Below are 22822 nucleotides of genomic sequence, written 5' to 3' on the forward strand. Positions count from 1 at the left end.
GTATTAGCTACCGTTTCCAGTAGTTATCCCCCTCCATCAGGCAGTTCCCCAGACATTACTCACCCGTCCGCCGCTCGCCGGCAAAGTAGCAAGCTACTTCCCGCTGCCGCTCGACTTGCATGTGTTAGGCCTGCCGCCAGCGTTCAATCTGAGCCATGATCAAACTCTTCAATTTAAAGTTTGATGCTCAAAGAATTAAACTGTTATTTCGTAATGAATTAACTGTTAAACACTCGAGACTTGATAATCATTTTTCGTCTTGCGACGTTAAGATATCAGTGCCTTAGAGTGCCCACACAGATTGTCTGATAAATTGTTAAAGAGCAGTGCGACGGCGCTGAGCGCTCTGTCGCGAGGTGGCGTATATTACGCTTTCCTCTTTCAGAGTCAACCCTTAATTCAGGATTTTCTCTTCAATCTTCACCGCTGTTTGCCGTGACGTCTGTCACAAGCGCCGTGTCGATGGAGGCGCATTATAGGGACCCGGCGCCGGATGGCAAGTGTGATTTTGCAAAAACATGCAAAAATCTTATCAAGCGCTTAGTTTTTACCCATTACGCTTATTTTTGCTGCTTTTTGATGGCAGCAGGCAGATCTGCAAGGCTATTTATCACCCAATCTGCCGCGGCTTCCGCTTCAGGGGTGACCGCTTTCCCGGTGCGCACTAATACCTTAGTCCCCACCTCAGCCGCCTGCCCTGCCTGCATATCTTCCAGCTTATCGCCCACCATATAAGAAGCAGACATATCAATGTGCAGAAAGCGCTGGGCAGAAAGCAGCATCCCCGGCTGAGGTTTACGGCAGTCACACTCCTGGCGGAATGCCTCAACCGACCCGTCCGGATGGTGCGGACAATAATAGATACCGTCCAGCTCCACATCCCGGTCGGCCAGGGACCAGTCCATCCACTCGGTCAGATGCTCAAACTGCTCTTCGGTAAAGATGCCGCGGGCGAGGCCAGACTGATTGGTTACCACCACCAGCGCAAAACCCATTGCCTTTAATTCCTGCATCGCTTCAATAACGCCGTCGATAAACTCGAAATTGTCGATGTCGTGTACATAACCGTGGTCGACATTAATAGTACCGTCACGGTCGAGAAAAATAGCAGGTACTGATTTAGCCACCTGAAGACTCCTGAAATTATTAATTCTTCTTAGTATCGCATGTTTCACTGCCCGGGAAAGCGCTCATTAAACAGAGTTGCATTGATTTAGACGTCTGGATGCCTTAACATCCATTCCAATTACGGTCATCGCCCGTATTTGGTAGTAGAAAATGCCACGGCCAACACTTATCAGATAATAAATAACCAGATGATTAAACTTTCCAGCATCACCAAAGTGTTCCAACAGGGAAACCGCACCATCCAGGCGCTGAATAACGTCAGCCTGCATGTCCCTGCCGGACAAATTTATGGCGTGATCGGCTCCTCCGGTGCGGGGAAAAGTACGCTCATTCGCTGTGTTAACCTGCTTGAACGCCCAACCCAGGGCACTGTTCTGGTGGATGGCCAGGATCTTACCGGCATGTCGGAAGGGCAGCTCACCAAAGCGCGCCGCCAGATTGGCATGATCTTCCAGCACTTTAACTTACTGGCGTCCCGTACCGTTTACGGTAACGTTGCCCTGCCCCTTGAGCTGGACAACACCCCGGCGGCAGAAATCAAACAGCGGGTTAGCGAATTGCTCGAGCTGGTTGGCCTGGCGGATAAACAGGATGCCTACCCGGCTAACCTGTCCGGCGGCCAGAAACAGCGTGTCGCTATCGCCCGCGCCCTGGCCAGCAACCCGAAGGTACTGCTGTGTGATGAAGCCACCAGCGCTCTGGATCCGGCAACCACCCGTTCTATTCTCGAACTGTTGAAAGACATTAACCGTCGCCTGGGGCTGACCATTCTGCTCATCACCCATGAGATGGATGTGGTGAAACGCATTTGTGATTGCGTGGCCGTTATCAGTAATGGCGAGCTTATCGAGCAAGATACGGTGAGCGAAGTGTTCTCCCACCCGAAAACACCGCTGGCCCAGCAGTTTATACAGTCCACCCTGCATCTGGATATTCCGGATGACTATGCCAAACGCCTGAAATCAGAGCCCGCGGGGGAAGATATCGTCCCGTTACTGCGCCTGGAATTTACCGGCCAGTCCGTGGATGCACCGTTACTCTCGGAAACCACCCGCCGCTTTAATGTGAACAACAACATTATTAGCGCCCAGATGGATTATGCCGGTGGCGTAAAATTCGGCATCATGCTGACCGAAATGCATGGTGACCGGGAAGATACACAAGCAGCAATTGCTTACCTGCAGCAGCAGAATGTCAAAATTGAGGTACTGGGTTATGTCTGAAGCGATGATGTGGTTGATGCTGAAAGGCATCTGGGAAACGCTGGCCATGACCTTCGTCTCCGGTTTCTTTGGTTTTGCGATTGGTCTGCCCGTGGGGGTATTGCTGTACATCACCCGCCCTGGGCAGATTATTGAAAATGCCACCCTGTACCGGGTTATCTCCGCATTGGTGAATATTTTCCGCTCGATTCCTTTTATTATTCTGCTGGTGTGGATGATCCCGTTTACCCGGATTATCGTCGGGACCTCCATCGGTTTACAGGCGGCTATCGTACCGCTCACCGTTGGCGCGGCGCCGTTTATTGCCCGTATGGTGGAAAACGCCCTGCTGGAAATCCCGTCGGGACTGATTGAAGCCTCCCGGGCGATGGGGGCAACCCCCATGCAGATCATTCGTAAGATCCTGCTACCGGAAGCGCTGCCGGGTCTGGTTAATGCGGTCACCATTACGCTGATCACCCTCGTGGGCTACTCCGCCATGGGGGGTGCTGTCGGGGCCGGTGGCCTGGGGCAGATTGGTTACCAGTATGGTTATATTGGCTATGATGCTACTGTAATGAATACTGTGCTGATTTTGCTGGTTGCGCTGGTATGGTTGATCCAAATCGGCGGCGACAAAATTGTCCGTGCCGTAACGCACAAATAACACAACACCGTTTGACTCTCACAGGAAGAAATGGATATGGCGTTTAAATTCAAGACCTATGCAGCGATTGGTGCATTGATCGGTTCACTGGCGCTGGTCGGTTGTGGCCAGGAAGAAAAAGATCCCAACCATATTAAAGTTGGCGTGATTGTCGGGGCAGAACAGCAGGTTGCTGAAGTTGCCCAGAAAGTCGCGAAAGAGAAATACGGCCTGGATGTCGAGCTGGTAACCTTTAACGACTATGTGCTGCCGAACGAAGCCCTGAGCAAAGGCGACATTGACGCGAATGCCTTCCAGCACAAACCGTATCTGGATCAGCAGATCAAAGATCGCGGCTATAAACTGGTTCCGGTCGGCGCAACCTTTGTTTACCCGATTGCCGGTTACTCGAAGAAAATCAAATCACTTGATGAGTTACAGCCGGGTGCCCAGATTGCCGTACCGAACGATCCGACTAACCTTGGCCGTTCCCTGCTGCTGTTGCAGAAAGTGGGCCTGATCAAACTGAAAGACGGTATTGGTCTGCTGCCGACCGTACTGGATATCACTGAAAACCCGAAAAACCTGAAGATTGTTGAGCTGGAAGCCCCGCAGTTACCGCGCTCTCTGGATGATGCCCAGATTGCCCTGGCGGTTATCAACACCACTTACGCCAGCCAGATCAACCTGACGCCGGAAAAAGACGGGATCTTTGTGGAAGATAAAGACTCCCCGTACGTTAACCTGATCGTTGCCCGTGAAGATAACAAAGACGCGGATAACGTGAAGAAATTTGTTGAAGCGTACCAGTCTGACGAGGTTGCCCAGGCCGCCAACAAGATCTTTAACGGTGGCGCGGTCAAAGGCTGGTAATCCCGGCAGTTGTTAGTAAAACGTCACATATATTTTCAAGACGGGCCGATGCCCGTCTTGTTATTTTTACAATTGCTTGATTCAATAACGCGGTTTTCACAACCTTCAGAGGAATGACTATGCGCGCCTTACCGATCTGTGTATTGGCCTTCGCACTGAGCGGATGTTCAATGTTAAGCAGATCCCCTGTTGAGCCGGTAAAAACCCCGGAAACCCCAGCCAAAACGGCACAGACTAGTCAGCCGAAAACGACACACTATGCCCCGGTGCGTATTTATACCAAAGCCGAAGAGCTGGTTGGCAAGCCCTTCCGGGATTTGGGTGAAGTGAGCGGCGACTCTTGCCAGGCCAGCAACCAGGACTCACCGCCGAACATTCCTACCGCCCGCAAGCGTATGCAGATTAATGCCGCTAAAATGCGCGCCAACGCCGTATTACAACACAGCTGTGAAGTGACCAGTGGAACACCGGGATGCTACCGCCAGGCCGTTTGCCTCGGCTCGGCGCTGAAAGTCGATACCAAATGACCCACTTCAGCATTGACCAGATAGGCGTTATTCACTCTCCTTATAAAGAGAAATTCGCCGTCCCCCGCCAGCCGGGATTAGTGAAAGACGGCGGCGGAACCCTGGAATTACTGCCACCGTACAACCAGCCGGAAGCCGTCAGAGGTCTGGAGGGGTTCAGCCATCTCTGGCTGTTGTTTATCTTCCACCAGACCATGGATGGCGGCTGGCGGCCCACCGTGCGGCCCCCCCGCCTGGGGGGCAATACCCGGATGGGGGTATTTGCTACCCGCTCAACCTTCCGCCCCAACCCGATTGGGATGTCGCTGGTTGAACTGCGGGGCATCACCCACCAGCAGGATAAGGTATTGCTACACCTGGGCGGCCTGGATTTGGTCGATGGCACTCCGGTGGTGGATATTAAGCCCTATTTGCCTTTTGCGGAGGCCATTCCCGATGCCCGGGCTGGTTATGCACAACAGGCCCCCGCCGCTGATATGCCGGTCTACTTCACGGCGGCGGTTAGCGCCCAAATCCAGCAACTGACCAGCCGTTATCCCCATCTGGATCGCTTTATCTGTGATGTTCTGGCCCAGGATCCTCGCCCGGCGTATCGCAAAAGCGAAACCCCAGGCAAAAGCTACGCGGTGCATCTGCTGGATTTTAACGTCCGCTGGCGGGTGACTGCGCAAGGATCCGAAGTGTTTGCACTGGAGCCACACACCGTTTAAGGGTAAATTACTCCCCTTCCCTTTTGGCATTTTTGCCACACTGGTAAACTAGAGCACTTTTATTTTTGGGCAGGCTAAAAAGGCCTGCCATCGACAGTCCAAATGGAACCGTAACACATGCGTACTAGCCAATATCTGCTCTCCACCCTGAAGGAGACTCCCGCCGACGCGGAGGTTGTCAGCCACCAGTTGATGCTGCGCGCCGGGATGATTCGCAAGCTGGCCTCCGGCTTATACACCTGGCTGCCAACCGGTCTGCGTGTCCTGAAAAAAGTCGAAAACATTGTTCGTGAAGAGATGAACAACGCTGGCGCCATTGAACTCTGCATGCCTGTGGTTCAGCCTGCGGACTTATGGCAGGAAAGCGGCCGTTGGGAACAATATGGCCCGGAGCTGCTGCGCTTTGTTGACCGCGGCGATCGTCCGTTTGTACTTGGCCCGACCCACGAAGAAGTTATCACTGACCTGATCCGTAATGAGCTGAGCTCTTACAAACAGCTGCCGCTGAACTTCTTCCAGATCCAGACCAAGTTCCGCGATGAAGTTCGCCCGCGCTTTGGTGTTATGCGTTCCCGCGAATTCCTGATGAAAGATGCTTACTCTTTCCATACGTCTCAGGAGTCCCTGCAGGAAACCTACGACAAGATGTATCAGGCCTACAGCACCATTTTCAGCCGTATGGGGCTGGATTTCCGTGCCGTACAGGCCGATACCGGCTCCATTGGCGGTAGTGCCTCTCACGAATTCCAGGTGCTGGCCCAGAGCGGTGAAGATGATGTTATCTTCTCTGACGCTTCTGATTACGCCGCCAACATCGAATTTGCTGAAGCCGTTGCCCCGGCAACCCCACGCGCTGCCGCGACCCAGGAAATGACCACCGTTGACACCCCGAACGCCAAAACCATCGCTGAGCTGGTTGAGCAGTTTGGTCTGCCGGTGGAAAAAACCGTGAAAACCCTGCTGGTAAAAGCTGTCGAAGATAGCGCTTACCCGCTGGTCGCGCTGCTGGTGCGAGGCGATCATGAACTGAACGAAGTGAAAGCAGAGAAGCTGCCGCAGGTTGCCGCACCGCTGACGTTTGCAACAGAAGAAGAAATCCGCGCCGTCGTCAATGCCGGCCCGGGCTCTCTGGGCCCGGTAAACCTGCCGCTTCCGGTGGTTATCGACCGTTCCGTTGCCGTCATGAGTGACTTTGCTGCCGGTGCCAATATCGACGGTAAACACTTTGTCGGTATCAACTGGGATCGCGACGTTGCCACCCCGGAAGTGGCGGATATCCGTAATGTTGTCGCCGGGGATCCGAGCCCGGATGGTAAAGGCAACTTGCTGATCAAACGCGGCATCGAAGTGGGCCACATCTTCCAGCTGGGCACCAAATATTCCGAAGCCATGAAAGCGACCGTTCAGGGTGAAGATGGCCGTAACCAGGTGCTGACCATGGGTTGTTACGGTATCGGGGTGACCCGTGTGGTTGCCGCCGCCATTGAACAGCACTTTGACGATCGCGGCATTGTGTGGCCGGAGGCGATTGCCCCCTTCCAGGTGGCAATTCTGCCAATGAACATGCACAAATCATTCCGTGTCAAAGATCTGGCCGAGCAAATCTACGCCGAGCTGCGTGCGAAAGGCATCGAAGTACTGATGGACGATCGTAAAGAGCGCCCGGGTGTGATGTTTGCCGATATGGAACTGATCGGTATCCCGCACACTATCGTTATCGGTGACCGTAACCTCGATAACGACGATATCGAATACAAATATCGCCGTGAAGGTGAAAAACAGCTGATTAAAACCGGTGATATCGTGTCGTTCCTGACGGCGAAGATCAAAGGCTAATACGTCTGCTGACAGTAAAAACCCCGCTACGGCGGGGTTTTTTATGGCTGCTATTTGTTAGTACAACTCTGGCCAGGTTTAAAGGTCCCTTTGCCGTCAGGCACCACAGTTTTCTGCGGTACGCCGGTGTCCATGTTCGGCGCTATGGTGTAATGGGCATCAAACTCCACCATCACCCCCTCATTGCCCTGCCCTCCGGCCTGCGCATAACCACGCTCAAGCTCAACGTTGTTATTCAGCGGCAGCACGCGCCCGGTGGCGCAGTCGGTAAAGGTGGCGGCATCTGCCATATAGCGGTATTTACCGCGCATCGGCATCGGGGTAAGCGGCAGATCGGCGGTGACCGGTAACAGGGTATAATTCAGCGAGGACTGAATCCGGGTGCCGTCGTCGTTCAGCATCTCCAGCCGATCGCCGGCGACACGGAAATAGGACTTCTCACCCTTTGCATTGGTCAGCACCAGCTTATCCGCCGTGCGCGCCCAGCGGCCATAGGAAGCAAATGACGACGGGGTTTTCGCCACCCCCTGATAATGGGCGTTCATCACCCAGGTGCCGTCCTTGCCCAGAAACAGCGAGGTTTCAATCCCCTCACAATCGGCACAAGGGATAACCCCACGCCAGCTCTGCTGCATGGCTTTCATTTCGGTCTCCTGCACCGCCTTCAGGGGCTGTGCGTCGGAGCGATTATTACAGCCAATCAGCGCGCCTCCGCCAGCCAGCAGGGCAATCACCAGCGATAACTTAATAATCTTTTTTTTGTTTTCCATTTCACCCATCTCCTTTGTTACTACGTTACTACTGTTGCTACGGCAACCTGACTTTCCCTCTCAACGACTTTGTGCTGGATTTCTGGGCCTTGGTTGCCAGCCGCCGCTCTTTAGAGGCCCGGGTTGGCCGGGTCGCTCTGCGGCTTTTTTGCACGACCGTCAGTTCCTGGATCAGCGCCACCAGGCGGGCAACTGCCGCCTCGCGGTTTTGAGCCTGGGTGCGGTACTCCTGCGCTTTGATAATCACCACCCCTTCAGCGGTGATCAAATGATGCTGCGCGTCGAGTAAACGCTGTTTGTAAAATTCCGGCAGGCTCGACTGGCGGATATCAAAACGCAAATGAATGGCCGAAGAGACCTTATTCACGTTCTGACCACCCGCTCCCTGGGCACGGATCGCCGTCAGGGTATATTCATCGTCCGGGATGCTTACCTGCCGGGATATCGGGATCACGATGCCGCCTGCCAGCACTCTGGATGCAGCTCCAGATTGTGCTGCTCATCAGACAACCAGATTATTCCTTCCTGCAAGGTGGCCTGTAAATTCATGGTCCGGGCCGCCAGGGCGGCAAGGGCGGCCAGCTGGCTATCATCCAGATACCAGACGGTCAGATTGCGGTATTGTGCCGCCAGCTTCTGGTTTTGCTGCCACCACACCTGCGCAGCACGGCTATTGTACGTAAACAGCGCCACCTGGCCAGACTGGTTGCAGGCTTTTTTCAACCGGCGTTCATCGGGCAACCCGAGTTCTATCCATAAATCGATCCCCAGATGATCGTTACGCAGCCAAATTTCGGGTTCGTCATCGGCACATAATCCACGGGTGAATTGCAGACGATCGTCAGCGTATTTTATCCACGCCAGCAGGCGCAGCATCATGCGCTGTTCCGTTTCAGACGGATGGCAGGCGAGCGTTAAGCTGGCGTCAAGATACTGGTAGCGGTCCATATCGGCCACATTGACCCCTGCCTTATAAATTGTTGCTTTTAAAGCCATCGTATTTTTCCAGTGCCAAAGAGCGCCTATTGTAGCGAAACTGCCACGCAGGCGCGATCTCGAGTATTCACTCCCCCGTCACCGTGCGGCCTGCCCGGCAAAAAACATCAGCACTGCACGTTATCGTTGTCTTGCTAAACAAGAGCTATCTTCGTAGTCTTATCAGAGATCCCGCGGTATGCTCTTGGATTGGGGTTCAGGACAGGAGGACATGTGGAAAAGTATTGCGATCTGATACGCCAGCGTTACAGTGACATTGCCAGCGGTGATTTGGGATACGTCCCGGACGCGCTCGGGTGCGTATTAAAGGTTCTGAATGAAATGGCCTCTAATGAAGCTCTTTCGCAGTCAATCAGGGAACAGGCGGCTTACGCTGCCGCGAACTTACTGGTGAGCGATTATGTCAATGAATGATGCCTATCAACCGATCAACTGTGATGATTATGACAATCTTGAACTCGCCTGCCAGCATCACTTGTTACTGACGCTGGAGCTGAAAACCGGTGAAGTCCTTAAGGCGAGCGCCAGGGACCTGCTAACCCGTAAGAATATTGAATATCTGATTATTGATGACGCCGGAACCGAGCGTGAAGTGCGTCTTGACCGGATCGCCAGTTTCAGCCATCCACAAATCGGCACAGTGGTGGTCAGCGAGTCCTGATCCCACGCCAGTGATACTTATCAACAACGGGCGGCCTGCGGGCCGCCCGTTTTTTATCTGCCCGGCGTTATTTACTCAACGCAGCCAGCCCAGATGCCAGCTATCCTCCGCCGTTCCCTGCCCGTCTCGGGTCACGAAGATCCCCGGCGCGGCAATTAACTGCTCCCCGTAAAATAGCAGTGGCGTCGTGTCCCGCTGCCAGGGGGCTACCCCCAGCTCCTGCCAGATCTTCTTCATCGTACGGCCATGCTCACGGCCCACAATATGGACATTGCCGGAGGCCCGAAAGCGTACTGATACCGGCTCATCAGCGCGCGGTGGGCGCACCCTGCTCCCGTCAGCGCTAAAATGCAGCACCCCCAGCCCTTCGGGCAAGGAGAGCGGCGCAAACGGCGAAGCCCAGGCGATAACCGTGTCACGCTGGCTGGTGTAACACGGCACCCACCACAGCGCATCCCGGTAGCGGCGCACTTCATATTCGCCGAAGCGCAACCGCGGCGAGGCATCCTCACGGCTCAGGGCAACCTCATCCCACAGCCGTTGTAATGCAGCCCTCGCGGGCATCACCGCACCGTGGTAAGCAAACCAGCGGCGTAACAGCGCCCCGCGCCGGGCATCGCTCATGGTGGTCAACGTCGCCAGCGCCAGCTCCCCCCCGGGGCCAACCAGGGCCTGTAACTGTTCGGCCAGCAGCTCATCGAGTAATGCCTCCTGCTCACCACACAGCGCCGCACTGCGGGCCACACTGCGGGCAAAATAGGGCCAGCGCTGGCGCAGCAGTGGCAGAATGCGCAGGCGCAGGAAGTTACGGTCGTAGCTATCATCCGCATTACTGTCGTCATCTATCCAGCTCAACCCGTGGTAACGGGCATACGCCTCCAGCTGCTGGCGTGAGAACCCCAACAGAGGCCGCAGGATAACACTGTGATGAAACGGCAGCACCCCGGGCATAGCCGCCAACCCCGCCGGGCCGCTGCCCCGTTTGAGGGCCAGCATCAGCGTTTCACACTGGTCGTCCATATGCTGGGCAGTGGCCAGCGCCTCCCCGGGCGCCAGCGCGTCGGCCAGAGCCTGGTAGCGCTTCTCCCGGGCTTCGGCTTCGGTGCCCTTTCCGCTGTCGGTCAGTTGCACTTTGCGGGCAATAAACGGGACCTGGCAGCCATCGCACAGGGCCTGACAGTGGTGGAGCCAGTCATCGGCAAAACGGCTGATACCGTGATGAACATAGAGCGCCCGCAGGGCGATGCCAGTGTCTGCGCGCAACTGGCACAGGAGATGGAGTAATACGGAGGAGTCCAGCCCGCCGCTCAGGGCCACCAGTATTTGTCGGTGGCCCCTGAGGGCAGGAACAAGATCAGAAGGGGTAATCAAAGGTTTCATTGCTGTGGCTAATCATGTGACATAGTCGCACGTTAACCACAGCGGCGGTCTCAATCAAGCACTACCGCATTTTGTTTATGGTTAGCCCACCACCGCCAGACACTGAGCGCCAGGATCAGGGCCACGGATACCAGGGTCCATTTGCCCATCTGGGCAAAGAACGCGTAGTAGGCGTGGATAGCGTTTACGCCAACCTGGGATTCGGTGGTCTGCTGGGCAACCACGCCCGCCAGGTAGTTGGCCACCGAACCGCTGGCCAGCATATAGATACCGGTCAGCATCCCGGTCACCCCGGGTAAGTTCAGGCGGGTAATCTGCGACATCGCCACCGGGTCGATAAACAGCTCGGCAAACCCCATCAGGGACAGGCCGGCAACCATCATCCACATGGAGGCCTGGCCGTGCATTTCCCCCAGGCGCGCATTCAGCGCCAGCACCATAAAGCCCGCCGCCATCAGCGCCAGCCCGCAGGAAAACTTCAGCCACACCACCAGTTTTGAGGTGCCGCCATTACCGGCCTGAGACAACCACGCCAGCACCACCCCGGCGACCATTACCGCCACCGCATTCACCGACTGGAACAACGCCGTCGGGACTTCGGTGTTCATCAGGCGACGATTAACAAAGTGATCAATAAACAGGCTGATGGAGCTACCGCCCTGCTGGGCCAGGATCCAGAACAGTGTCCCGGCGGCCATCAGCAGGATAACCTGCCCCAGCGCCTTACGCTGCTCACGGGCGCGGATCATGATCCGCGCGACGATAATAACCGCCCCGGCACAGACCGCCGTCAACAAATAGCCGGACAGGTCATACTGTAACAGCGCAGTAAAAAAGAACGGGGACAGCAGAATACCAATCACCAGCCAGCCCCAGGCCGGAATACCGGCGCTTTTCTTTTTCAGGGCGACAGGATTGATACCGCGGGTGGCGGCAAAATGTTTACGCCCGCTCATAAAAATCAGCAGGCCAAGGAACATCCCAATCCCGGCAAGGGCGAACCCCACGTGCCAGCCGTACCACTGGGCTGCCAGCCCACAGGCAATGGGGGACACGATAGACCCGATGTTACCAGCGGCGTACAGCAGTGAGAACCCGCCATCCCGGCGAGGGTCTTCCGGGCTATACAGTTCGCCCAGCAGCACACTAATATTGGATTTAAACAGGCCATACCCACAGATAATGATCCCCAACGCAAGATACAAGGACCACACCGCATTCGATTCCAGACCAAGAACAATATGCCCGAGGGTCATTAAGACCGCACCAAGCAAAACGGCAAAACGGTTGCCCAGCAGGCGGTCGGCTATCCAACCGCCCAGAATAGGGGTGATATACACAAGAGACGCATAAGCGCTGAACAACGTGATGGCGTTACTGTCGGAGTAACCAAGCTGGTGGGTTAAATACAGGATGAGGATGGCGCGCATGCCATAAAAGCTGAAATATTCCCAGATTTGAATCGCCACGATGTAATAAATCGCGCGCGGTTGTGAGGGTGTTTTCATGGACTCTCCTGGCCTAAAAAGCCGGACAAAAGCAAATAAAAGAAAAAGGGAAGTGGCCTAAGCCACTTCCCTTCTGTCAGATATTACTTGGTGTTGTCTTCTTTCAACACTCTAACGGTGTAACGACCGTCAGCCTGACGGTAGGCACCATGAATATCAGTCTCGAAGCCCGGGTAGTGTACACCAATTTCACACAGCATTTCCAGGAATTCCAGTACCGGACGGCTTTCTTCGGTGATCATTTCACCCGGCATTACCAGCGGAACACCCGGAGGGTACGGGAGGATCATGTTGGCGTTAACGCGGCCAACCATTTCATCCATATACACTTCTTCGATTTCGCCGTGCAGCTCTTTCTGGAAAGCTTTGTACGGGGTCATCACCATATCCGGCAGCACTTCGAATGCGCGGAACATCAGATCCGGCAGGTTGTGATGCTGAATCAGTTTATGGATGTTCTGAGCCAGGTCCTGGATACGCATGTTTTCATAGAATTCAGGCGCTTCGTTGTACAGGGACGGCAGCATGTTTTTCACACGCAGGTTACGGTCGAACGCGCGTTTGAAGTCGGTCAGCGCACGCAGCAGGCTCAGTGCCTTGGTGTTATCGATACCGATGCTGAACAGGAACAGCAGGTTGTACGGACCGGTTTTCTCAACGATGATACCGTGTTCGTCCAGGTATTTAGCAACGATGTTTGCCGGAATACCGAATTCACCCATAGTACCGTCTTTTTCCAGGCCCGGAGTCAGCAGAGTAACTTTGATCGGGTCCAGATGCATGTGGTTGCTATCGATGTTTTTGAAGCCATGCCATTCGTTGTCCGGAGTCAGCGGCCAGCATTCAGCTTTCTCGATACCTTCCGGCTGCCATACGTCGAAGAACCAGCTTTCAGATTCGCCGCGCAGACGTTTGATTTCTTTACGGAAAGTGATAGCACGGTTGATAGAACCGTCGATCAGGCGTTTACCAGAGTTACCTTTCATCATCGCCGCAGCGGTTTCAGTGGAAGCCACGATACCGTAATGCGGAGAAGTGGTGGTGTGCATCATGTAGGCTTCGTTAAAGGTTTCTTCGTTTACGTCGCCTTTAACGTGGATCATGGATGCCTGGGAGAAAGCCGCCAGCAGTTTGTGAGTAGACTGAGTTTCATAGAACACTTTACCTTCTACACGGTCACCGCTCATACCGCACAGACCTTTGTAGATAGGGCTGAAGTTGGTGTAAGGAACCCATGCAGAGTCAAAGTGGATGGATTTAACATCCAGAGTCTGTTTGATGAAATCAGTGTTGTACAGCAGGCCATCGTAAGTGGAGTTAGTTACCACTGCGTGCACAGGCCAGGTCGCATTCGGCGTAGCTTTAACACGCGCTTCGATAGTTTCGCGTTTGAACTCGCTCTGCGGGATACCACCCAGGATACCGTAGGCGTTACGGGTCGGGCGGAAGTAGATCGGAGTAACGTCACTCATCATCATCAGGTGAGTCAGAGATTTGTGGCAGTTACGGTCGATCAGGATGGTGCTACCTGCTGGTGCAGAGTACATACCGATGATTTTGTTAGCGGTAGAAGTACCGTTAGTCACCATGTAGCTGCGTTCAGCGTTGAATACGTTCGCGATGTACTCTTCTGCTTCTTTATGCGGGCCGCTGTGATCCAGCAGGGAACCCAGTTCAGAAACGGAGATAGAGATATCGGATTTCATGGCGTTAGCGCCGAAGAAATCATAGAACAGGCTACCTACCGGGCTTTTCTGGAAAGCGGTACCGCCCATGTGGCCCGGAGTACAGAAGGTGTATTTACCTTCACGTACATATTTGAACAGGGCTTTGGTCAGCGGAGGCAGAATTTCGTCGATGTATTCGTCGGTAGTCTGTTTGATTTTTGCTGCGATATCAGCAGAAGCACCCAGTGCATATTCGAAGAAACGGACATGCAGACGCAGATCGCTCAGGCTAACGTCCATGGTGGACTGAGTGTTAGCGAACGCGTACAGAGGCAGTTTTTCGTTCAGGTTGCTGATTTCTTCACACAGACCCAGGTTGTAAGTATCCCAGTCAAAAACAACACCAGCCAGCTGGGCATTGTTTTCGATAACTTTCATTAAGTCATCGCGGTCAACCGGGTAAACGATACGGAAGCCTAAGTCTTCCAGGGATTTGTGCAGTTCACGAATGGGCTCTTCTTTAAAGTAGACGCCCAGATGATTCATGATAGCAATTACGTTCATAATCATAACTCCAGGTAAAACGAGCCCCTCCCACGTGATTGTGGATAGTCAGAGGGGCAGAAATTAAAGGTAACTAAGATTAAGACAGGTATTACAGCGCTTCTGCGGTGGTACCAGGTTTCAGTTTGCGAGCATAGAACATCAGGATGATCAGGCTAACAATGAACGTACCAGACAGTTCAAAGGAACCCGCACCCATCAGAGCGATGAAGCAGAACGCACAACCCAGTACAGAGCAAATCAGGCTCACGATGTTGCGCAGATTAACGCCTTCGAAGCGAATCAGGTCAACACAAGAGTAGAAGTAAGGCAGCATGGTCAACAGTACAGCGATACCAGTCAGCTCACCGAACAGGTCAGAAGTGTTACCACCGCTGGAGTTCATAATGGTGATCAGGACCATCAGCGCAGTCATTTTGCAGCTAGCCAGCAGCAGGCCTTTTTTCGGCACGCCGTTTTTATCCATTTCGCCGTAAACTTTCGGGAAGTTACCATCTTTAGCGGCACGAACACCGGCCTGGCTCACCAGCATCATCCAGGAACCCAGAGAGGTCAGACATGCGAAAGCGGTGAAAGCAGAAACCAGCGGCGCAGCCCAGCTACCCAGAATGGTAGAAGCACTGATGGCGAACGGCGCACCAGACGCAGCCATGGTAGCAGCAGGATACATACCGCTGATAACCTGAGTAGCAGCAACATAGATGATACCGGCCAGTGCAGTACCCAGCATGGTAGCGATAGGAACAGTACGTTTCGGGTTATCAACCATACCGGTACTTACCGCTGCGGATTCAACACCAACGAACGCCCACAGGCACAGCAGGATACTGCTGATGATTGCCTGGCCACTGGCTTTACCAGAGGTGTTCCAGTTAGCGTGGTAAGTAGCAGCGTCAAACCAGTGCCAGCCTGCAACCGCAGTCATGATAACCGGGATCAGTACCAGTACCAGACCGATAGTGGTCAGACGGCTCACCCAGCTACCGCCAAGCATGTTGACGAAGGTGAAGATCCACACAATGGCGATAGTAGCGATACCTGCCGCGATTGGGTTGTTTAAGACCGGGAAGAACGTTGAAAGGTAAGAGACAGCGGTAATACCGATTGCCAGGTTACCGATCCAGTTTGCATGGTAATAAAGAACACCAGTCTGGAAACCGAATGCCGGAGAGATTTCACCAGCGTAGGCGATAGGGCCACCTTCTTGCGGGTTCTTGGTAGCAAGCTTGGCATAAACATAAGCCAGAGACATCGCACCAATAATAGAAATCACCCAACCCCAGATAGAAATACCACCAATTTTAGCCAGGTTCGCAGGTAATAATGCAATCCCGCTCCCCATCATATTACCGGCTACGACACCGGTACAGGCGAAAAGCCCAATTTTTTTTGCTGAACTCATATACTCGCAATCTCCAGATGTTACTGTCAGGAGGTGCAGATACAGTGAATGAGTCGCTCACTGTCCCCACCGATGAGATGGAGAATAATCACTCATGAAAGTAAAGTCCTAAAGATTAGGTGAAATAAAAACAAACATAATACAAATGACAACTTGAGGTTTTTTGCAAATATATAAACACTATAAAAAGATATCAAAAAAAGATAAATATCTTTGTTTTTCAGTACTTAACGAGCGTTTTTCTTGTTATAAATATGCGCATTATGCTAATAAAGATGCATTTTATGGCAACACATTATTTACATATTGAGCACAGATAAAAAATACCGCCACGTGATAATGATCAGGTGGCGGTATTAATTATTCAGTTTCTGAGATGAAATTATCTAGCCAGGGGACGACATTGGCTATTGAGGTTTGGAAGAAACTGTTCTTAATCCAGTAGAGGGTATTATTTCCTGGACGCAAGTTAAAAGCGGTGATGTAGGCATCCGCTGCGAGGCGATTTTCGCCCTTCATTTCATAAACCTTACCCAGCAGTACGTAGTTGAGCCAGGACATTTCAAGGTCAATGGATTTATTAATCAGCCCGTAGGCATCATCGCTTTTGCCCTGAACGATTAAGTCCACCGCGCGGATTTGATAATAAATGGCATTGTTATCCATCCCCGGTATTTTGCCGAGGTCATCAATCTGCTGGTGTAAATCGGCCAGCGCAGCGTCGCTCAACGGCTGTTGAGAATGGCGCAGCATATCCACCAGCAGCTTTTCCGAATGGGCAAAGGTGAAATCAGGATAGAGCTTGATAATGTCGCTAAACATTTTGCTGGCTTTTGCCAGTGACTCTGCATCACCATCAATCACCAGCTGATGGGCCATAAAGTAGCTTTGCAGGGCCTGGCCCTGGCTGGGAACATTCTGACGCAGGCGCGCTTCCATCACATCTGGCCAGGGTTGCTGCAGCACCACGGAGAGGTTATTCAGCAAGTCATTCTGAATCTCAATCTGATTATCACGGGTGATGAAGTAGCGTTTATCCAGCATCACTGAGCGGTCCGCGTTATCAATCAGCTTTACCGACATAAAACATTGCTGAGAACGGTAGTGGCGCTGGTTAACAAACTCGATGTTGAGTGATTTGCCCGATGTGCTCGGGTTATTGATATTGAAATCGGTCTTGTCGTGCACCAGGAAGGTAGACCAGGTGTTCAGAGAGGATGAAATCAGCTCGCTTATCCCCACCACACAAGAGCGCTGTGATGACCAATTACTGCATGAGGTGCCATTTACCAGGCGGATGTCGATATCGCGGGGGTTAAGCAATAGCTTGTTGGAGGTTACCGGTGGTCGCATCGACCATGTGGCCAGGCCAATCAATATCACACAGGTGGCTAATGCGGCGAAGAACACCGCCCACACCCAAAAACGCGCCCGGCGTAATACTCTGGCCGGGATACCCACTGGCTGGGGCTTTTCCGGCAGCGCCGGTGTGGAGGGCATGACTATCTGGTCCACGGGTTCGGTATCAGCCAGTAATGCGTCCTCCTCCCCTGCCCTACCGGGCACTTCTTCTTCCGATAGCGCGGTGTCTTCCGGTTCCTCTTCCGGCCAGACCACCGTCGCAGACAGCTTATAGCCGCGCTTCGGCACCGTAACAATATATTCCTGTCCTTCTTCGCCACCACATTTCAGTGATTTACGCAGTTCAGAGATCGACTGCGTCACCACGTGACTGGTAACGATATTGCGTTTCCATACATTATCAATCAGCTCATCACGGCTGAGAACGACATCAGGGTGATGGGCAAAAAAGGTAAGCAAGTCAATAAGGCGTGGTTCAAGGGTTTCAGTATGACCAGGCTTGCTTATCTGATTGATAGCTGGCGTGACCAGCCAGGCTCCGACGCGGAAGACGGGTTGTTGCATATAAGAAAATACTCAAAGCCATTAAGAGGAAAGTACTAATGATACCATAAGTTATTTTTCCAACAGAAAAGTATGGATATCCGACGCGTGCTACTTCTCGTAAAGCTCCAGTGGCAGTCCATCTGGATCAGTAAAAAAGGTAAAACGTTTATCTGTACAGGGATCGATACGTACCGGTTCGCATACCACGCCACGGCTTTCCAGCCAGGCGAGCGAACTGTCGAGATTGTTCACGCTGAAAGCTAAATGGCGTAACCCACAGGCTTCCGGGCGGCTCGGCCTGGCCGGAGGAGAAGGAAACGAAAACAGTTCGATCACGTACTGACCCTTCAGCGCCAGATCCCCTTTCCAGGAGTCCCGGGCTTCGCGATACACTTCGCTTATCAAGGTAAACCCTAAAATATCGCAATAGAATGACTTGCTACGTGCGTAGTCGGTTGCAATAACCGCGATATGGTGGACGTGCTCTAAACCTGCCGACATCAATTTCTCCTGTAAGCCCTGGCGGAGCGCAATACAATACAGAAAAAAAAAGCCGGTACAACACCGGCCTTTCTTAAGGTAAAAGATTACGCGTAACCGTAATTCATCAGACGCTGATAACGTCTGTCCAGCAGCTCTTCTTTATTAAGCGTATCCAGATCGGCCAGATCTTCCAGCAACTGCGCTTTCAGTGCCTGAGCCATCACTTCCGGATTACGGTGTGCGCCGCCCAACGGCTCCTGGATAACGGCGTCAATCAGCTTCAGCTCTTTCAGACGCGGGGCGGTGATCCCCATCGCTTCTGCCGCCAGCGGAGCCTTCTCGGCGCTCTTCCACAGGATGGATGCACAGCCTTCCGGCGAGATAACGGAATAGGTGCTGTACTGCAACATATTCACTTTATCGCCCACACCTATGGCCAGCGCACCGCCGGAACCACCTTCACCGATAACGGTACAAATCACCGGTACGGTAAGACGGGACATTTCCCGCAGATTGCGGGCGATGGCTTCTGACTGGCCGCGTTCTTCTGCCCCCACACCAGGATAGGCCCCCGGGGTGTCGATAAACGTAATGATAGGCATGTTAAACCGCTGGGCCATTTCCATCAGGCGCAGCGCTTTGCGGTAGCCTTCTGGTGCCGGCATCCCGAAGTTACGGCGAATTTTTTCTTTGGTTTCACGGCCTTTCTGATGGCCAATCACCATCACCGGGCGACCATCGAGACGGGCAATCCCCCCAACAATGGCTTTGTCGTCCGCATAGGCGCGATCGCCTGCCAACTCGTCAAACTCATCAAATGCCAGACGCAGATAATCAAGGGTATAAGGACGCTGCGGATGGCGCGCCAGTTGAGCAATCTGCCATGCACCCAGGTCGGCGAAGATTTTACGGGTCAGCTCTACGCTTTTCTCGCGCAGGCGGTGCACTTCTTCGTCGATATTAATATCGAGTTTTTCATCCTGACGGCTAACGGCAGTCAGGGAATCGATTTTCGCTTCCAGCTCTGCAATTGGCTGTTCAAAATCAAGGAAATTCAGACTCATAGTATTCCTGTTTTAGTCAAACTCCAGTTCCACCTGCTCCGTTCCTACCAGACTACGTAAATCATTAAGCAATTTATCGCTTGGAGAGACTCGCCATGTTGCCCCGAATCGCAACCGGGCGCGAGCGTCCTCTCGCTGGTAGTATAGATGTACTGGAATGGTTCCCGAACGGTGGGGTTCCAGAGACTGACGGAGACGGTTTAAAAGCTGGTCATCAATTTGCCTGTCCGTCAGCGATATAGCAAGCCCGCGTGCGTACTTTTCGCGTGCTTCGTCAATGTCCATCACTTCCCGGGCGGTCATTTTAAGACCACCGCTGAAGTCATCGAAGCTGACCTGCCCGCTAACGATCAAAATACGGTCTTTCTCCAGCAGATGCTGGTACTTATCCAGAGCGTCGGTAAATAGCATAATTTCCAGACGCCCGGAACGGTCATCCAGGGTACAGATACCGATCCTGTTACCGCGCTTGGTGACCATAACCCGCGCAGCAAGCACCAGACCAGCGGCGGTAATCACTTTACCACGTTCGGTCGGATGCATCTCCTTCAGGCGCATGCCACCGACATAGCGCTCAATTTCTTTCAGATACTGGTTGATAGGGTGCCCGGTCAAATACAGACCGAGGGTTTCCCGTTCACCATCCAGCACCACTTGTTCTGGCCAGGGGGTACAGTTGGCATAGGATTGCTCAACCTGTTCCGGTTCTTCTGCCAGCACCCCGAACATATCCGCCTGGCCGATTGCCTCGGCCTTCGCGTGCTGATCCGCCGCTTTCAGTGCATCATTGAGTGAATTCATCAGCGCTGCGCGGTGCGGCCCCAGCCGGTCAAACGCACCGGACATGATCAGCTTTTCCAGCACCCGACGGTTAAGTTTTTTGGTATCGGTACGGGCGCAGAGATCAAACAACTCCCGGAAATAGCCGCCCTGGTTACGGGCCTCAATGATTGCCTCAATCGGGCCTTCCCCTACTCCTTTGATGGCGCCGATGCCGTAAACAATTTCCCCGTCATCATTGACGTGAAAATGGTAGAGCCCGGAGTTAATATCCGGCGGCAGGATTTTTAACCCCATACGCCAGCACTCATCCACCAGCCCGACCACCTTCTCGGTGTTGTCCATATCCGCGGTCATAACCGCCGCCATAAATTCGGCCGGATAATGCGCCTTCAGCCACAGGGTCTGGTAAGAAACCAGCGCATAGGCGGCCGAGTGCGATTTGTTAAACCCGTACCCGGCGAACTTTTCCACCAGGTCAAAGATGTGCATGGCCAGCTCGCCATCAACGCCGTTTTTCCTCGCCCCTTCTTCGAAGGTGCCGCGCTGTTTGGCCATCTCTTCCGGTTTTTTCTTACCCATGGCGCGGCGCAGCATGTCCGCCCCGCCCAGGGTATAACCCGAGAGCACCTGGGCAATCTGCATAACCTGTTCCTGGTACAGGATAATGCCGTAGGTGGGCTCCAGCACCGGTTTCAGGCTTTCATGCTGCCACTGCACATCCGGGTAGGAGATCTCTTCCCGGCCGTGTTTACGGTCAATAAAGTTATCCACCATCCCGGACTGTAACGGCCCCGGGCGGAACAGTGCCACCAGCGCGATCATGTCTTCAAAGCAGTCCGGCTGCAGACGTTTGATCAGATCTTTCATGCCCCGGGATTCAAGCTGGAAGACCGCGGTGGTTTCCGAGCGCTGGAGCATATCAAAACTTTTCTTGTCGTCCAGCGGAATAGCCGCGATATCGACAGGTTCTTGCCCGTGCTTCGCCCGCCGGGCGTTAATCATCTCCAGCGCCCAGTTGATAATGGTCAGGGTCCGTAAGCCGAGGAAGTCAAACTTCACCAGCCCGGCGTATTCCACGTCGCTCTTATCAAACTGGGTGACCGGATGCTGCCCCTGCTCATCGCAATACAAAGGAGCAAAATCGGTTATCCTGGTGGGCGAGATAACCACCCCACCGGCGTGTTTACCGGCGTTACGGGTCACCCCTTCCAGGCGGCGCGCCATGTCGATCAGCGCCCGAACTTCTTCATCCGCCTCATAAATTTCAGGTAATTGTGGTTCAGCTTCGAAGGCTTTGGCCAGGGTCATGCCCGGGTCCGGCGGGATCAGTTTAGAGATCCGGTCCACAAAACCATACGGGTGCCCCAGCACGCGGCCCACGTCGCGGATAACCGCTTTCGCCGCCATGGTGCCGAAGGTAATAATCTGCGATACCGCATCCCGGCCATACATTTCCGAGACGTGCTCGATAACCCGGTCACGCTTCTCCATACAGAAGTCGACGTCGAAGTCAGGCATCGACACACGCTCCGGGTTAAGGAAGCGTTCGAACAGCAGATCCAGCTCCAGCGGGTCCAAATCGGTGATTTTCAGGGAATAAGCCACCAGCGAGCCCGCACCGGAGCCACGCCCGGGGCCTACCGGCACGCCATTATCTTTAGACCACTGGATAAACTCCATGACGATCAGGAAGTAACCCGGGAACCCCATCTGGTTGATAACTTTAAGTTCGATCTCCAGACGTTCGTCATAAGGCGGGCGTTTCGCTTCCCGCTCTGCCGGATCCGGGAACAGGAACGCCAGGCGCTCTTCCAGCCCCTCACGGGACTTTTTGACCAGGAAATCTTCGGTGGTCATTTCCCCGGTGGGGAACTGCGGCAGAAAGTACGTGCCCAGCCGCACCGTTACGTTACAGCGCTTTGCGATCTCAACGGTGTTCTGTAATGCTTCGGGAATGTCGGCAAACAGTTCGCACATCTCGTCTTCGCTGCGCATATATTGCTGGGCGGAGTAGTTACGCGGGCGTTTGGGATCATCAAGGGTAAAGCCATCGTGGATAGCGACGCGAATTTCGTGGGCTTCAAACTCATCTGGCTCACGGAAGCGCACATCGTTAGTGGCCACCACCGGCACGCCCATGTCTTCCGCCAGCGCCACCGCCGCATGCAGGTAGCTCTCTTCGTCCTGGCGGCCGGTACGGATCAGCTCAAGGTAGTAGCGCGCCGGGAAATGCTGCTGATAGAAACTCAGCGCCTGTTCCGCCAGGGCGCGGTTGCCGCGCACCAGCGCCTTGCCGACATCACCATTACGGCCACCGGAAAGCAGGATCAGGCCCTCTTTTAGCTCTTCAAGCCACGCCTGATCGATCCACGGGCCGTTAGCCCCATAGCCACGCTGGTACGCCCGGGAGATCAACAGGGTGAGGTTCTGATAGCCATCGTTATTCATGGCCAGAACGGTCAGATCACAGAGTTCGTCAGGCAATAACTCGTTGGCGACATGCAGATCGGCACCGATGATCGGTTTCATTCCCGCACCGTGGGCGCCATTGTAGAACTTCACCAGTCCACACATGTTGGTGAAGTCAGTGATCGCCATCGCTGGCATCCCCAGCGCTGCGGCTTTCTTCACCAGCGGGCCGACTTTTGCCAGCCCGTCGATCATAGAATAGTCACTGTGCACCCGCAGGTGAACAAAACGAGGTTCAGCCATTT

The 22822-nt window shown here is 53.8% G+C and carries 20 protein-coding genes and 1 rRNA gene; 8 read left to right on the forward strand and 13 right to left on the reverse strand.

Going from position 1 to position 22822, the window contains the following annotated elements; genetic code table 11:
• A 16S ribosomal RNA gene (locus tag F9C28_RS00005) occupies window positions 1-175 on the reverse strand; the annotation flags it as partial.
• 385 nt (window positions 176-560) lie between these two features.
• Window positions 561-1127, reverse strand: a complete 567-nt coding sequence (gene gmhB / locus F9C28_RS00010) for a D-glycero-beta-D-manno-heptose 1,7-bisphosphate 7-phosphatase (protein ID WP_199013049.1) — start codon at window positions 1125-1127, stop codon at window positions 561-563.
• Between the two features lie 189 nt (window positions 1128-1316).
• Here gmhB and metN point away from each other — a divergent pair, with 189 nt between their 5' ends.
• The 6 genes from metN to proS all read left to right on the forward strand — a co-directional run bounded on the left by metN (window position 1317) and on the right by proS (window position 6922).
• Entirely contained in the window at window positions 1317-2351 is a 1035-nt protein-coding gene (gene metN, locus F9C28_RS00015) for a methionine ABC transporter ATP-binding protein MetN (RefSeq protein ID WP_199013050.1), read from the forward strand.
• The gene (locus F9C28_RS00020; RefSeq protein WP_199013051.1) at window positions 2344-2997 is read left to right on the forward strand and encodes a methionine ABC transporter permease MetI; all 654 of its coding nucleotides are present in this window, start codon (window positions 2344-2346) and stop codon (window positions 2995-2997) included. Before metN ends, F9C28_RS00020 begins: the two co-directional genes overlap by 8 nt.
• 36 nt (window positions 2998-3033) lie before the next feature.
• The gene (locus F9C28_RS00025; protein ID WP_199013052.1) at window positions 3034-3849 is read left to right on the forward strand and encodes a MetQ/NlpA family lipoprotein; all 816 of its coding nucleotides are present in this window, start codon (window positions 3034-3036) and stop codon (window positions 3847-3849) included.
• A 119-nt stretch (window positions 3850-3968) separates the two neighbouring features.
• The gene (gene rcsF, locus F9C28_RS00030) at window positions 3969-4376 is read left to right on the forward strand and encodes an Rcs stress response system protein RcsF (RefSeq protein WP_199013053.1); all 408 of its coding nucleotides are present in this window, start codon (window positions 3969-3971) and stop codon (window positions 4374-4376) included.
• Entirely contained in the window at window positions 4373-5086 is a 714-nt protein-coding gene (gene tsaA / locus F9C28_RS00035; RefSeq protein WP_199013054.1) for a tRNA (N6-threonylcarbamoyladenosine(37)-N6)-methyltransferase TrmO, read from the forward strand. Before rcsF ends, tsaA begins: the two co-directional genes overlap by 4 nt.
• 117 nt (window positions 5087-5203) lie before the next feature.
• Window positions 5204-6922, forward strand: coding sequence for a proline--tRNA ligase (proS, locus tag F9C28_RS00040; protein ID WP_199013055.1), 1719 nt, complete (start codon window positions 5204-5206; stop codon window positions 6920-6922).
• A 50-nt stretch (window positions 6923-6972) separates the two neighbouring features.
• On the opposite strand, the gene nlpE is transcribed toward proS, so the two are convergent.
• The 3 genes from nlpE to F9C28_RS00055 are packed head-to-tail and all read right to left on the reverse strand — an operon-like array spanning window position 6973 to window position 8688.
• Window positions 6973-7692 carry an envelope stress response activation lipoprotein NlpE gene (gene nlpE / locus F9C28_RS00045; protein WP_199013056.1) on the reverse strand — a complete coding sequence of 240 codons (720 nt, stop codon included), beginning with the start codon at window positions 7690-7692 and terminating at the stop codon, window positions 6973-6975.
• A gap of 37 nt (window positions 7693-7729) precedes the next feature.
• Window positions 7730-8146 carry an alternative ribosome rescue aminoacyl-tRNA hydrolase ArfB gene (gene arfB, locus F9C28_RS00050; RefSeq protein WP_199013057.1) on the reverse strand — a complete coding sequence of 139 codons (417 nt, stop codon included), beginning with the start codon at window positions 8144-8146 and terminating at the stop codon, window positions 7730-7732.
• Window positions 8143-8688 (reverse strand): YaeQ family protein, encoded by a 546-nt coding sequence (locus tag F9C28_RS00055; protein WP_199013058.1) that lies wholly within the window; start codon window positions 8686-8688, stop codon window positions 8143-8145. Before F9C28_RS00055 ends, arfB begins: the two co-directional genes overlap by 4 nt.
• A 213-nt stretch (window positions 8689-8901) precedes the next feature.
• Here F9C28_RS00055 and F9C28_RS00060 point away from each other — a divergent pair, with 213 nt between their 5' ends.
• Window positions 8902-9102: a YaeP family protein gene (locus tag F9C28_RS00060; protein WP_199013059.1), complete on the forward strand. Its 201-nt coding sequence runs from the start codon at window positions 8902-8904 to the stop codon at window positions 9100-9102.
• The gene (gene rof / locus F9C28_RS00065) at window positions 9089-9349 is read left to right on the forward strand and encodes a Rho-binding antiterminator (protein ID WP_199013060.1); all 261 of its coding nucleotides are present in this window, start codon (window positions 9089-9091) and stop codon (window positions 9347-9349) included. Before F9C28_RS00060 ends, rof begins: the two co-directional genes overlap by 14 nt.
• 75 nt (window positions 9350-9424) lie before the next feature.
• Here the strand turns inward: rof and tilS are convergent, their stop codons facing one another.
• From tilS to dnaE, 8 genes are all read right to left on the reverse strand, one after another.
• On the reverse strand, window positions 9425-10729 hold the full coding sequence (tilS, locus tag F9C28_RS00070; protein ID WP_199013061.1) for a tRNA lysidine(34) synthetase TilS: 1305 nt from the start codon (window positions 10727-10729) through the stop codon (window positions 9425-9427).
• A gap of 50 nt (window positions 10730-10779) precedes the next feature.
• On the reverse strand, window positions 10780-12237 hold the full coding sequence (locus F9C28_RS00075) for an oligopeptide:H+ symporter (protein ID WP_199013062.1): 1458 nt from the start codon (window positions 12235-12237) through the stop codon (window positions 10780-10782).
• A gap of 83 nt (window positions 12238-12320) precedes the next feature.
• Window positions 12321-14468, reverse strand: coding sequence for a lysine decarboxylase CadA (locus tag F9C28_RS00080; RefSeq protein WP_199013063.1), 2148 nt, complete (start codon window positions 14466-14468; stop codon window positions 12321-12323).
• 91 nt (window positions 14469-14559) lie between these two features.
• A complete protein-coding gene (gene cadB / locus F9C28_RS00085; RefSeq protein ID WP_199013064.1) occupies window positions 14560-15870 on the reverse strand; it encodes a cadaverine/lysine antiporter in 1311 nt (436 codons plus the stop codon).
• A gap of 360 nt (window positions 15871-16230) precedes the next feature.
• The gene (gene cadC, locus F9C28_RS00090) at window positions 16231-17796 is read right to left on the reverse strand and encodes a lysine decarboxylation/transport transcriptional activator CadC (protein WP_199013065.1); all 1566 of its coding nucleotides are present in this window, start codon (window positions 17794-17796) and stop codon (window positions 16231-16233) included.
• 90 nt (window positions 17797-17886) lie between these two features.
• A complete protein-coding gene (locus F9C28_RS00095) occupies window positions 17887-18279 on the reverse strand; it encodes a VOC family protein (RefSeq protein ID WP_199013066.1) in 393 nt (130 codons plus the stop codon).
• A gap of 86 nt (window positions 18280-18365) precedes the next feature.
• Window positions 18366-19325, reverse strand: coding sequence for an acetyl-CoA carboxylase carboxyl transferase subunit alpha (gene accA / locus F9C28_RS00100; RefSeq protein WP_199013067.1), 960 nt, complete (start codon window positions 19323-19325; stop codon window positions 18366-18368).
• A 12-nt stretch (window positions 19326-19337) separates the two neighbouring features.
• Window positions 19338-22820: a DNA polymerase III subunit alpha gene (gene dnaE, locus F9C28_RS00105; RefSeq protein ID WP_199013068.1), complete on the reverse strand. Its 3483-nt coding sequence runs from the start codon at window positions 22818-22820 to the stop codon at window positions 19338-19340.
• Window positions 22821-22822 lie beyond the last annotated feature (2 nt).

The sequence above is a fragment of the Shimwellia pseudoproteus genome (assembly GCF_016415625.1).
Classification (GTDB): domain Bacteria; phylum Pseudomonadota; class Gammaproteobacteria; order Enterobacterales; family Enterobacteriaceae; genus Shimwellia; species Shimwellia pseudoproteus.